Below are 12,659 nucleotides of genomic sequence, written 5' to 3' on the forward strand. Positions count from 1 at the left end.
ACCGGTGATCCAGGCGATCGTTTTCCTGCCGCTGCTCGCGGCAATCATCGCAGGTCTCGGCCAGCGCGTGATCGGCAATGTGCCGTCGAAAATCTTGACGACGGGCGCGCTGTTCACCAGCTGTGCCTTGAGCTGGCCGATCTTCCTGTCGTTCGTATGGAACACGGGGACGCCGGAAGTTGTCACCGTGCTGCACTGGGTTTCGTCGGGCGCGCTTCAGTTCAATTGGGAACTTCGCGTCGACACGCTGACCGCGGTGATGCTCGTCGTGATCACGACGGTGTCGGCGCTCGTCCACCTCTATAGCTGGGGCTATATGGAGGAAGACCCGGACCAGCCGCGGTTCTTTGCCTATCTCTCGCTGTTCACCTTCGCGATGCTGATGCTCGTGACCGCGAACAATCTCGTCCAGATGTTCTTCGGCTGGGAAGGCGTCGGTCTCGCATCCTATCTGCTCATCGGTTTCTGGTACAAGAAACCGAGCGCCAATGCCGCGGCGATCAAGGCGTTCGTCGTCAATCGCGTCGGCGACCTTGGCTTCATGCTCGGCATCTTCGGCACCTTCCTTGTGTTCGGCACCGTCTCGATCCCCGAGATCCTCGCCGCAGCACCGGGCATGGCGGGTTCGACGATCAGCTTCCTGGGGATGCGTCTCGACACGATGACGATCCTCTGCCTGCTGCTGTTCATCGGCGCGATGGGCAAGTCGGCGCAGCTCGGCCTCCACACCTGGCTTCCCGACGCGATGGAAGGCCCGACCCCGGTGTCGGCGCTGATCCACGCCGCGACGATGGTCACCGCGGGCGTTTTCATGGTCTGCCGCCTGTCGCCGATGTTCGAAACCTCGGACGTCGCGCAGGGCGTCGTGATGTTCGTCGGCGCCGCGACCTGCTTCTTCGCCGCGACCGTCGCGACGACGCAGTGGGACATCAAGCGCGTCATCGCTTACTCGACCTGTTCGCAGCTCGGCTATATGTTCTTCGCCGCGGGCGCGGGCGCTTATGGCGCCGCGATGTTCCACCTGTTCACGCACGCCTTCTTCAAGGCTTTGCTGTTCCTCGGTGCCGGTTCGGTCATCCATGCGATGCACCATGAACAGGACATGCGTTACTATGGCGCACTGCGGAAACAGATCCCGATCACCTATTGGGCGATGATGCTCGGCACGCTGGCGATCACCGGCGTCGGTATCGCCGGGGTTGCGGGTTTTGCCGGCTTCTATTCGAAGGACGGCATCCTCGAGGCCGCTTATGCGAGCGGCGGCGGCGGCGTCATCGCCTTCTGGGTCGGCGTCTTCGTCGCCTTCCTCACCAGCTTCTATTCGTGGCGCCTCGTCTTCCTGACATTCTATGGCAAGGCGCGCTGGGAACAGAGCGAGCATATCCAGCACGCGGTTCATGGCGAGCATGAGGATCCCTCCGAAGAACATTCGGCCGACGATCATGCGCACGCGCACCATCATGAAGCGCACGGCGACGGCACCGCGGGCTATCACCCCCACGAAAGCCCGCTTTCGATGCTCATCCCGCTGGTCGTGCTGTCGATCGGCGCGGTGTTCGCGGGCATGGCGTTCCACCACCAGTTCATCTACCCCGAAGAGGGCTTGGCGTTCTGGAAGGGCAGCCTCGCGTTCGACGCCGAGCTGATGCACCATGCGCATGAAGTGCCGACCTGGGTGAAGTGGACGCCGTTCACGGTGATGGCGATCGGCCTGTTCCTCGCGTGGAACAGCTATATCCGCAACACCAGCCTGCCGGCGCGCTTCGTGGCGCAGTTCAAGCTGCTCCACCAGTTCCTGTACAACAAATGGTATTTCGACGAGCTCTACAACATCCTCTTCGTGAAGCCCGCCTTCGCGATCGGACGCTTCTTTTGGAAGCGCGGGGATGAAGGCACCATCGACCGCTTCGGTCCCGATGGCGCCGCAGCGCTCGTCGCTGGGGGGACCCGTCTCGCGGTCCGGCTGCAATCGGGTTATGTTTATGGATATGCGTTTGTGATGCTGCTCGGTCTTGTCGGCCTCGCCAGCTGGGCCATGGTGAATTTCCTGTGAGCGGCTTTCCGATCCTTTCGCTGATGCTGGCGGTCCCCGCGGTCGCCGCCATCCTTTGCCTGTTCGTCGGCGACAAGATGTCGCGCTTCGTCGCGCTGGGCGCGACGCTGGCGACCTTCGTTCTCGGTTGCGTGATGTGGGCGCAGTTCGATATCGGCGGCGCGCAGTGGCAGTTTACCGAGCGCGCCGACCTGTTCGGCCGTTTCCAATACGCCCTCGGTATCGACGGCATGGCGCTGATGCTCATCATGCTCAGTGTCTTCCTGATGCCGCTCTGCATCCTCGCGAGCTGGGACGCGATCAAGCAGCGCGTCGGCCTCTACATGGCGATGTTCCTCGTCATGGAAACGATCATGATCGGCGTGTTCTGCGCGCAGGATCTGCTGCTCTTTTACATTTTCTTCGAGGCTGGCCTTATCCCGATGTATTTCATCATCGGCATCTGGGGCGGCGCGAACCGCATCTATGCGGCGTTCAAATTCTTCCTCTACACGCTGCTCGGATCGGTGCTGATGCTGATCGCGATCATCGCGATGATCCACGAAGCGGGCACGACCGACATCCCGACGCTCTTGAACTATGACTTCCCGGTTCAGATGCAGACGTGGCTGTGGCTGGCCTTCTTCGCCAGCCTTGCGGTCAAGATGCCGATGTGGCCCGTCCACACCTGGCTTCCCGACGCGCACGTCCAGGCGCCGACCGCGGGCTCGATGATCCTGGCGGGCGTGCTGCTGAAGCTCGGTGCGTACGGCTTCATCCGCTTCATGATGCCGATGTTCCCCGACGCGTCGGGGCAGCTGATGTGGATCGTCTTTGGCCTGTCGATGATCGCGGTGGTCTACACCAGCCTCGTCGCGCTGGCGCAGAGCGACATGAAGAAGCTGATCGCCTATTCGTCGGTGGCGCATATGGCGATCGTCACTGCGGGTCTCTTTGCCTTCAACCAGCAGGGCATCGAAGGCGCGCTGATCATCATGCTCAGCCATGGTGTCGTCTCGGCCGCGCTCTTCTTCTGCGTCGGCGTGATCTATGACCGGCTCCACACGCGCGAGATCGACCGTTACGGCGGCCTCGCCGTGAACATGCCGGCCTATGCGCTGTTCTTCATGCTGTTCACGATGGCGTCGATCGGCCTGCCGGGAACCAGCGGCTTCGTAGGCGAATTCCTGAGCCTCGCCGGCATTTACGAAGCGTCGAGCTGGGTCGCCTTTGTGTGCACCACCGGCATCATCCTCGGTGCCGCTTATATGCTCTATCTCTACCGCCGCGTCGTGTTCGGCGAACTGACCAAGGACGATGTGAAGGCGATGGCCGACCTGACCGCACGCGAATGGACGATCATGGCGCCGCTGGCCGCCGTGGCGCTGTGGATGGGCGTCTATCCCGAAAGCTTCCTCGCGCCGATGCGCGGCGACGTGACGACCGTCGTCGCGCGCCTTGCTCAGGCGAAGCCCGCGGGCGACGCGCACCTTGCCGCCGGCAAGCCGAAGCCCGCCAAGGCGCATGGTGACACCGCCCACGGATCGAGCCACGCAGGAGGCGTCCAATGACCGCCGACCTGATGCTCATCTGGCCCGAACTGATCCTGACGATCGGCGGGCTCATCACGCTGATGCTCGGCACCTTCTTCGGTGACCGCAACGTCGGCCTCTACCAGCTGAGCTCGCTGCTGACGCTCGCTGCGGCCGCGGCCGCGGTCGTTGCGCTGTTCGGCGTCGATGCGACGGTTTTCTCGGGCACGCTGTCGGTCGACAGCTTCGGCGGCTTCGCCAAGCTCTTGATCTATGCCGCGAGCTTCGTCTGCATCGTCATCGCGCCGCGCTTCTTCAATGGCGGGATGCGCGCCGAATATCCGACGCTCATCCTGTTCGCGGCGCTCGGCATGGGCATCATGGCCTCGTCGCGCGACCTGATGACGCTGTATGTCGGGCTCGAGCTCAACAGCCTCGCGGCCTATGTGCTCGCCAGCTTCATGCGCACCGACGAGCGGTCGACCGAAGCCGGGCTCAAATATTTCGTCCTCGGCGCGCTTGCGTCGGGCATGCTGCTCTATGGCATTTCGCTGCTCTATGGCTTCACCGGGACGACCGATTTCGCCGGGATCGCGAAGGTGCTGGGCGGCGAACTCAACATCGGCCTCATCTTCGGCATCGTGTTCGTGCTCGCGGGCCTCGGCTTCAAGATCAGCGCCGTACCGTTCCACATGTGGACCCCCGACGTCTATGAAGGCGCGCCGACCCCGGTGACGACCTTCTTCGCCACCGCACCGAAAGTCGCGGCAATGGCGCTGATGACGCGCGTCGTGATCGACGCTATGGGCCCCGCGGTCGGCGCGTGGCAGCAGATCATCATCTTCCTGTCGCTCGCCTCGATCATCCTCGGCGCGGTCGGCGCGATCGGACAGAAGAATATCAAGCGCCTGCTTGCCTATTCGTCGATCAACAATGTCGGCTTCATGCTCGTTGGTCTTGCTGCCGGAACGCAGCAGGGGGTCGAGGGCGTGCTGACCTATCTGCTCGTCTATATGCTGACGACGCTCGGCGCCTTCCTCGTCGTGCTCCAGCTGCGCGATGCCGACGGCAATCATGTCGAGAGCATCCCGGCGCTCGCCGGCCTGTCACAGCGCCGTCCGGGGCTTGCCGCGGCGATGGCGGTGTTCCTGTTCAGCCTCGCCGGCATCCCGCCGCTCTTCGGTTTCTGGCCGAAGTATCTGGTGTTCGAGGCCGCGGTGAACGCGAACCTCGTGCCGCTGGCGGTTGCGGGTATCGTCGCCTCGGTGATCGGTGCTTTCTATTATATCGCGATCATCAAGACGATGTACTTCGACGACAAGTCGGACACCGAATTCCCCGCGGGCGGCGGCGCGATCGTCGAGGATGCGGTGATCACCGCGAGCGCCCTGTGGCTCTCGGTCATCGGCTATCTCTTCATTCCCGTGCTGGCGGTCCTTTCGGCCAGCGCCGCCGCGGTGCTGTTCTGATACCGCCGATAGAGCGGATCCAGCAGACTGGCTCAACCAACGCCGACCTGCTGGCGCGGCTGGCAGGCGGCGAGCATGTCGGTGAAGGCCATTGGCTCGTTGCCGATCGCCAGACCGCCGGGCGCGGGCGCCTCGGGCGTGGCTGGAACGACGGGCAGGGCAATTTCATGGGCTCGACCGTCGTCCACCTGACGATAGGCGATCCGTCGGCGGCGACGCTCGCGCTCGTCGCCGGAGTGGCGCTCGCCAAGACCGTTGCCGCGCTGGCGCCCGGCGTCGACGCGCAGCTCAAATGGCCGAACGACCTGCTGATCGATGGCGCCAAATGCGCGGGCATATTGATGGAACGCACGGGCAATTCGGTGGTGATCGGTATCGGCGTCAATCTGACCGCCGCGCCCGAACTGCCCGACCGTCCGACCGCGACGCTGGCGGCCAAGGGCGTCGAACTCGACCGCGATCATTTCGCCAATGCGCTCGGTATCGCAATGATCGACGCGCTCTGGACGTGGCGACAGGAAGGTGTGGCAAGCATCGTTCGCGCCTGGCTACCGCAGGCGCATCCGGTCGGCACGCCGCTCCGCGTCTCCGAACAGGGGATCGACGGTTTCTTCGACGGCCTTGCCGACGATGGCGCGCTGCGCTTGCGCCGCGAGGGCGGCGAGACCATGCTGGTCCATGCGGGCGACGTCGAACTACGCCGGCCCGTGGAGGGGAATTGAGATGCTGCTCGCGATCGATGTCGGCAACACCAACGCCAAATTCGCACTGTTCCGCGGCACCGAACTGCTCGCGCGCTGGCGCATCGCGACCGACGACCGGCGCACGGCTGACGAATATATGGTGTGGCTCGATCAGCTGATGCGGATCGAGGGGCACGACCGCGCCGACGTCGAAGCGGTCATCATCTCGACCGTCGTGCCGCGCGCGCTCCACAATCTCCAGCTGCTCGCGCATAAATATTTCGGCGTCGATGCGTTGGTCGCGGGCCGCGAGCCCGTGACCTGGGGGATCGCGCTCAAGGTCGACGAGCCGCAGTCGGTCGGCGCCGACCGCGCGGTCAACGCGATCTCGGCGCAGGCGGTCGAGCCCGGCAAGGACAAGCTCGTCATCAGCTTCGGCACCGCGACGACGCTCGACCATATCGGCCCCGACGGCGCCTATCTCGGCGGGATCATCGCGCCGGGCGTCAATCTCTCGCTCGAGGCGCTCGTCGCGGCGGCGGCGAAACTGCCGCGCATCGCGATCGAAGCACCGGCAACGAGCAGCGTTATCGGGCGCACTACCGAAAGCCAGATGCTGATCGGCGTCTATTGGGGCTATGTCTCGATGATGGAAGGGCTTATCGCGCGCATGAAAGCCGAAATCGGCAAACCGCTCACCGTCATCGCGACGGGGGGCCTGGCGACACTTTTTCAGGAACAGGCGCACCTGTTCGATCGTATCGAGCCCGACCTGACGCTGAACGGGCTGATGTACCTCTATCATCAATGGAAGCCAACAATATGACGACTCCGGGCAAGGAGCTGCTTTTTCTCGCATTGGGCGGATCGGGCGAGATCGGCATGAACGCCAATCTCTATGGCTGCGACGGCAAATGGATCATGCTCGACCTCGGCGTGACCTTCGGCAGCCACGATTATCCGGGCATCGACATCGTGATGCCCGACCTCGAATTCATCGAGGACCGCAAGAAGGATCTGCTCGGCATCGTGCTGACGCACGGGCACGAGGATCATATCGGGGCGCTGCCCTATCTCGCCGCCGACCTTGGCGTGCCGCTCTATGCCAACCGCTTCACTGCGGGGCTGATCGCGCACAAGCTCGCCGAAGAGGGGCTGGAGAAAGCGGTCACGCTCAAGACCGTCGACATCGACGATAATTTCCAGCTCGGCCCGTTCGGCATCCGGCTGATCCCGCTCGCGCACTCGATCCTCGAAATGAGCGCGGTGGTGATCGACACGCCTTATGGCCGCGTCTTCCATACCGGCGACTGGAAACTCGACGAGGAACCGATCCTCGGGGTTCCTGCCACCGCCGCGGCGCTGACCGCGGTCGGCGACGAAGGCATCGACGTTCTCGTCTGCGATTCGACCAATGCCTTCAACCCCGAGGCATCGGGCAGCGAAGGCGGCCTGCGGGCTGGGCTGGAGCAGGCGGTCGGCGCGGCAAAGGGCCGCGTGGTCGTCACCACCTTCGCATCGAACGCCGCGCGGCTTGCGACGCTGGGCGCCGTAGCCAAAGCCACCGGGCGTACCTTGTGCGTCGCGGGCCGCTCGCTCGACCGCATCCTCGGCGTTGCGCGCTCGGTCGGTTACCTCAAGGATTTCCCGCCGACGGTCGATTTCGACGAAGCGATGCGCCTGCCGCGCGATAAGGTGATGGTGATCGCCACCGGAGGCCAGGGCGAACCGCGCGCAGCGCTCGCGCGCATGGCGGCCGACATTCACCAGATCAAGCTCGAGGCGGGCGACACGGTCGTTTTCTCGTCGAAGCAGATCCCCGGCAACGAGGTCGCGATCGGTCGGATCATGAACCAGCTTGCTGCGAAAGACATCCTCACCGTCACCGAAAAACAGGCGCATATCCACGTCAGCGGCCACCCGGGGCAGCCCGAACTCGCCGCGCTTTATGGCTGGCTGCGGCCCAAGCTCGTCCTGCCGGTGCATGGCGAAATCCGTCACATGCACGAACAGGCACGCTTCGCGCTCGAACGCGGCGTTCCCGATGCGCTGGTGCAGGAAAATGGCGATCTGGTACGACTGGCGCCCGGTCCGGCGAAGATCGTCGAACGCGTTCATGCAGGACGTCTGATCCTCGACGGCGACGTGATCCTGCCCGCCGACGGCGAGACGATCAACGAACGGCGCAAACTCTCGCTCCACGGCCATATCACCGTCGCGGCGATCTTCTCCGCAAAGCGTTTCGTCGAAAGCGCGATCAGCTATCGCGGCGTGCCCGTCGAGGACGAGCGCGAAGCCTTTATCGACGAGATGCGCGAAGCCGCCGAACAGGCCGCCACCGGCCCGGCGCGCGACGAGGAAAAGCTCCGCGAGGCGATCCGCCTCGGCGTGCGCCGCGTCGCGACCGACTGGACGGGCAAAAAGCCCGTCGTCGACGTGATGCTCGTCACCATCTGAACGGACCCACGACGATGAAATGGACCTCGGCGCTCGCCATCTACCTGCTGTTCTGGGCGTTCAGCGCCTTCTTCGTGCTGCCCTTCCACGGCCGCCGCGCAAGCGATGACGCGACGCCGCTGGTGCGCGGGCAGGAACCGGGCGCGCCAGCGGCCTTCCGCCCCGGACGCATCCTGCTCCAGATGACGATCGCCGCGACGGTCGCCTTCGTCCTTTATTACGTCGCCTATGTGAACGGCTGGGCCGACCCCGACGTGCTCAGCGGGCGGACCTAAATAGCGGCAGCCCGATTGCCGATCCGACATGCCTGCTTTGGGACGAAAGTCGGACAATGGGTGCCCCGCTAATATTCGCTACAAGCTGGCCACCAGAGGAATGCGGCCGTATACCGCGCCCAGAGGTTGCCCTGCCAATGCAGGTGCCCACATTTCAGTGCGCGCTTTTGTGGACCGTAACCGACGGCCAGAACCCGCGCATTGGGCTTAATGAGAGGCCGTCTGCGGCTGTATGAAATCGCCCGATAAGACTTTAGAAGTTCTAGGCTGGAAGGCCCATTTCCGCGAACAGGTCACTAGCGAGGAAGCCCGGCAATGCCATCCCGTCCGGGTGATGGCCGTCCACCGCGGCAAGATCGACGTTACGGGCGCCGGATTTCAGCGTTTCATCTCGCCCTATATTCCGGGCGCGGGGCCGTCGGACGATCATCCGACAGTCGGGGACTGGCTGCTTATCGACCGCGATACATTTGAGCCCGTACGCGTCCTGCAGCGAATGAACCTGTTCAAGCGGCGTGCACCGGGCGATCCCCGCAAAGAGCAGATGATCGCCGCCAACGTGGACACGCTGTTCATTGTCGCCTCGTGCAACCAGGATTTTAGCGTCGCCCGGCTGGAGCGCTATTTGGTGCTGGCACGCGAGGTTGGGGTGAATCCCGTCGTGGTTCTCACCAAGACCGACCTGGCGGACGACCCGGAGGCTTTTGCGGCGGCCGCACGCGCGATCGAACCGGGATTGCGCGTCGAATCGGTCAATGGCCGCGACCCTGCCAGTGTCGCTCGCCTCGCCGCATGGTGCGGTAAGGGCGAAACCGTTGCGCTTCTTGGATCCTCGGGCGTCGGAAAATCGACGCTCGTAAACACTTTGCGAGGATCGGATAGCATCGCCACCCAAGCGATCCGCGCAGGGGACGGTACGGGCCGCCACACCACCACCGTGCGCGAAATGCATCGACTCGATGGAGGGGGCTGGCTGCTCGACACACCCGGTATGCGCGAGCTGCAACTGTCCGATGCGGCCACCGGAATATCGGAAGTTTTCGACGATTTCATCATTGTGGCGCAGCATTGCCGCTTTTCCGACTGTGCGCATGGCGTCGAGCCAGGCTGTGCCGTCCGGGCAGCGATTGCCGAGGGAAAATTGACGTCTGCGCGCTTCGATCGCTGGCGCAAACTGGCGGCCGAGGACAACATCAACCCTCCACATTTCAAGAAGCGCGCGCCGAACTGACAGATTCGCGAGGAATTCAACAACTGTCTGCTGACGGGAAGAATTCCGGAATCGTCGTCAACGCATTCGCGCAACTTCAGAATGTCCGCTTCCGGACGAAAGCCGCTACGCCGATCCGTTTATTTCAGCCCGCTCAGTTCCGCAGGCGGTCGATCGCCTGCGCGAGCGCGACATAGAGCTTGCCGATATCCGACGAGAGCAGGGTCACGCTGATTGCCGACCCGTCGCGTGCGCCGATGAGCACGCGCAGCATCGCTTCGAAATCGTGGATGAACTGGTTCACCGCGGCGTGGAAGCCATCGTCGGCCTGATAGATGCGCAGGATTTCCTTGGCCTCGCTATTGTCGATCAGCTTGACCGCACGCCGCGCGAACACGCCGCGGTCGCCCTTGAGGTACGCGTCCCATGCGATGTCGCTGACTTCGCTCGACAATATCTTGGTGACGTCGATCGCGGTCGATTTCAGCGATTCGGTCAGCAAGCCGACCTGTTTCGCGAGCGAGTCGCGGTCCGACGCGGCGATCGCCTGTTCGGCTTCGCTCACGCGCTGTTCGACGCTCGCGCTGGTGTCCATGATCGTGATCAGCTGGCGCATCAAGCGGTCGGCGGCGCCGTTGGCGGCGGCGACGGCGCGCGCCGAGGCTTCCTCGATCGCGCTGAGTTGTGCCATGATCTCGTTCTTGAACGCGGCGTCGATCGCATCGGTCGCGGTCGCCTGCATCGTCTCGCGCGCGCTCGTCACCAGCTTTTCGAGCGTCAGTCGCGCTTCGTCGGCCGCCGAATCGGCGGTGGCGCGAACTTCGCCCAGCGTCGCGATCATGCGCGCGCCGCCCTGTTCTGCGAATTCGTCGGCACCTTCGCGCAGCTTGGCGAGCGCCGTCTCGGCGTCGGCGAGCGAGCCGTTGATGCGGTCGACAAGCGCCTGCTGGCTGGTCGCATGACCCGCCATCTGTTCCTCGTTCGCCTTCAGCGTCGCTTGGACGGCGTTGACGTGCGACGCCGTCGATTGCGCGACGAGTTCCGACGCATCGAGGATCGGGCGGAGCTGCGACAGCGCCGTCTGCGTCGTCTTGCCGTGCGAGGTGATACGGTCGAGCGCGTGCGGCAGCGTTTCGTCGAGTTCGCGCGTCACGGCATCGAGCGCGAGGAGCAGCGATTCGGCATGGGTGATAAGCTGATGCGCCGAGGCGTTGCCGCTCTGCACTTCCTGCATGAAGGCGCCGAGCTGCGCTTTGGTATCGTCGATCGAGCGGCCGATGACCCCCGTGCTGGCGCTGACGCTGACATCAAGGATTTCGAGCTGCTTGCCGACTTCGGCGACATGCGCGGTGATGCGCGAGGCGAGCGCGTCGCTGGCGTCGGCGTGCGCCGCGAGCTGCACGCCCATCGCATTTCCGGCATCGCGGGCGAGGCCGAGCTTCGCATCCATCAGCGCGCCGGCGTCGTCGACGCCTTCGCGGAACTGCCGCCAGCTTTGATCCATCTGGCCCGTCATCGCGGCGACGGTCGAGGTCATGTCATCGCGTGCGGTGGCCGCTACCTTTGTCATTTGCGCAAGCACGGCGCCTTGCTCGTTGGCAACCTGCGCCGACGCGGCGAGCAGTTCCGCTTCGGTTTCCTTCGTCTGTTCCTGCAGCGCGACGATCGCCTCGAGCATGGTCGCAGTCGTTTCGGTTCCGGTCTGCGCCGCCTTGGCCGCTTCCTCGCCAAGCGCCGCGAGCCGGGCTTCGAGATTGGCGCCCTGCTGGTGCGCGACGAGACCGGCTTCGCGGAAATTGACCGCGAGCCGCTGCGCGACGTCGTCGATCCGGGGCAGGCCGGCGAGCAGCCCATCCATCCGCTGCAGCGCGACATCGCCCGAGCGTGCGAGCTGGTCGTGCGCATTGGCGATGACCGAGGCATTGCTGGCGAGCTTGTCGCTGCTTTCACCCAGCCGCAATACGGTGTCGAGGCCGAGCTGCTGGACGATCTTCGCCTGCTCGCCGAGCTGCTTCTGCGCATCGGCCAGATGCAAGCCGAGCGAATGCATCGACTGGTTCAGCGCCATATTCTCTTCGCGAAGCGCGGCCGCGACCCGGGCGAAACGCGCCTGTTCGGACCGGCCCGATCGGAGCAAGGCCATCCACAGCACCGCAAGCAGCGTCAGCGGCATCGCGATCGTAGCGACCAGTGTGGGCCAGACGGAGAGGGCCGGGCTGCGTGCAAAGCCGCCTGTTGCGACGGAAAGCGCGAACCCCGTCCAGCCGACCGCCAGAAGGATAAGCAGTGCCGGGGCACCGCGTTCGCGCCAGGCCGGCGCAGCGCGTGGCGCTTCGTCGATATCCCCGGCGTCATCGAGCGAGGACATGTCGAGCCAATTCCGTTCGGTGGGCGCCTCGGTTTCGGGCGCGAGCGCGGGTTCGGGCGCCGCCACTTCTGCCGGTTCCGCGCTGTCCGCTTCCTGGTTTGTCGCGGAATTCCGCCACAATCCAACGATTTTCTTTTCCCCCGTCATCCTGCCATCTTAGCATCAAATGGCCGCCATGAAACGGAAACTTAACTACAAGCTGCCAATCCTGTGGAATGTCTTTCGACAGCGGCCCCCTCGACCGATATCTCAGCGCGGCGTTCGGCGACGATCCGGCGATGGCGATGGATCTGCGCACCGCCTTCACCGGCAGCGCGCGCGACCTGTCCGACCTGATGCGCCGATCGCGCTGCGATGCGAACTGGGAAATGGCGGCAACCCGCCTGAAAGGGCTCGCCGCGACCTTTGGCATCATCCCGCTGATCCAACTCGCCGAAGCGGCGATCGAGGGCGCGCCGGGGGACCCCGCCGTGCTGCGCCGGATCAACCTGGCAATCGACGCGATCGCCTGACCGCCGGCCCTGACGCTGTGCGGCCCGGACCGGCAGACCGGGTTCAATTTCGGTTCAGCCGCTTTTCTCCATTGAAATATCGATACCGCCTGTCTTGCCTTGGCAACGCGACGGGTTTAGC

The 12,659-nt window shown here is 64.3% G+C and carries 10 protein-coding genes; 9 read left to right on the forward strand and 1 reads right to left on the reverse strand.

Annotated features, from left to right (window positions below; all coding sequences use genetic code 11):
* Positions 1–4: 4 nt before the first annotated feature.
* The 8 genes from nuoL to rsgA all read left to right on the forward strand — a co-directional run bounded on the left by nuoL (position 5) and on the right by rsgA (position 9,679).
* Entirely contained in the window at positions 5–2,053 is a 2,049-nt protein-coding gene (nuoL, locus tag J2X38_RS09300; protein WP_310253412.1) for an NADH-quinone oxidoreductase subunit L, read from the forward strand.
* Positions 2,050–3,603, forward strand: a complete 1,554-nt coding sequence (locus J2X38_RS09305; protein ID WP_310253414.1) for an NADH-quinone oxidoreductase subunit M — start codon at positions 2,050–2,052, stop codon at positions 3,601–3,603. Before nuoL ends, J2X38_RS09305 begins: the two co-directional genes overlap by 4 nt.
* Positions 3,600–5,033, forward strand: a complete 1,434-nt coding sequence (nuoN, locus tag J2X38_RS09310; RefSeq protein ID WP_058537961.1) for an NADH-quinone oxidoreductase subunit NuoN — start codon at positions 3,600–3,602, stop codon at positions 5,031–5,033. Before J2X38_RS09305 ends, nuoN begins: the two co-directional genes overlap by 4 nt.
* Positions 4,955–5,755, forward strand: coding sequence for a biotin--[acetyl-CoA-carboxylase] ligase (locus J2X38_RS09315; RefSeq protein ID WP_310253417.1), 801 nt, complete (start codon positions 4,955–4,957; stop codon positions 5,753–5,755). Before nuoN ends, J2X38_RS09315 begins: the two co-directional genes overlap by 79 nt.
* A 1-nt stretch (position 5,756) precedes the next feature.
* Positions 5,757–6,542: a type III pantothenate kinase gene (locus J2X38_RS09320; RefSeq protein ID WP_310253419.1), complete on the forward strand. Its 786-nt coding sequence runs from the start codon at positions 5,757–5,759 to the stop codon at positions 6,540–6,542.
* Positions 6,539–8,173: a ribonuclease J gene (locus tag J2X38_RS09325; protein WP_310253421.1), complete on the forward strand. Its 1,635-nt coding sequence runs from the start codon at positions 6,539–6,541 to the stop codon at positions 8,171–8,173. The genes J2X38_RS09320 and J2X38_RS09325 overlap by 4 nt, the downstream gene beginning before the upstream one ends.
* Before the next feature lie 14 nt (positions 8,174–8,187).
* Positions 8,188–8,448, forward strand: coding sequence for a DUF1467 family protein (locus tag J2X38_RS09330; RefSeq protein ID WP_058537958.1), 261 nt, complete (start codon positions 8,188–8,190; stop codon positions 8,446–8,448).
* A gap of 232 nt (positions 8,449–8,680) precedes the next feature.
* Entirely contained in the window at positions 8,681–9,679 is a 999-nt protein-coding gene (rsgA, locus tag J2X38_RS09335) for a ribosome small subunit-dependent GTPase A (protein WP_310253423.1), read from the forward strand.
* Positions 9,680–9,812: 133 nt separating this feature from the next.
* Here the strand turns inward: rsgA and J2X38_RS09340 are convergent, their stop codons facing one another.
* Complete coding sequence (locus J2X38_RS09340) at positions 9,813–12,092, reverse strand: DUF5312 domain-containing protein (protein WP_231732649.1); 2,280 nt, start codon at positions 12,090–12,092, stop codon at positions 9,813–9,815.
* Between the two features lie 149 nt (positions 12,093–12,241).
* Between J2X38_RS09340 and J2X38_RS09345 the strand changes: the two genes are divergently transcribed.
* Positions 12,242–12,538, forward strand: a complete 297-nt coding sequence (locus tag J2X38_RS09345) for a hypothetical protein (protein ID WP_058537956.1) — start codon at positions 12,242–12,244, stop codon at positions 12,536–12,538.
* Positions 12,539–12,659: the final 121 nt, after the last annotated feature.

Source organism: Sphingopyxis sp. BE235, assembly GCF_031457175.1.
Classification (GTDB): domain Bacteria; phylum Pseudomonadota; class Alphaproteobacteria; order Sphingomonadales; family Sphingomonadaceae; genus Sphingopyxis.

Excerpts from the sequence above, each read along its gene's own strand:
- nuoN (WP_058537961.1), top strand. The coding sequence starts at position 3,600 with ATGACCGCCGACCTGATGCTCATCTGGCCCGAACTGATCCTGACGATC.
- J2X38_RS09320 (WP_310253419.1), top strand. The coding sequence starts at position 5,757 with ATGCTGCTCGCGATCGATGTCGGCAACACCAACGCCAAATTCGCACTG.
- J2X38_RS09325 (WP_310253421.1), top strand. The coding sequence starts at position 6,539 with ATGACGACTCCGGGCAAGGAGCTGCTTTTTCTCGCATTGGGCGGATCG.
- J2X38_RS09330 (WP_058537958.1), top strand. The coding sequence starts at position 8,188 with ATGAAATGGACCTCGGCGCTCGCCATCTACCTGCTGTTCTGGGCGTTC.
- rsgA (WP_310253423.1), top strand. The coding sequence starts at position 8,681 with ATGAAATCGCCCGATAAGACTTTAGAAGTTCTAGGCTGGAAGGCCCAT.
- J2X38_RS09345 (WP_058537956.1), top strand. The coding sequence starts at position 12,242 with ATGTCTTTCGACAGCGGCCCCCTCGACCGATATCTCAGCGCGGCGTTC.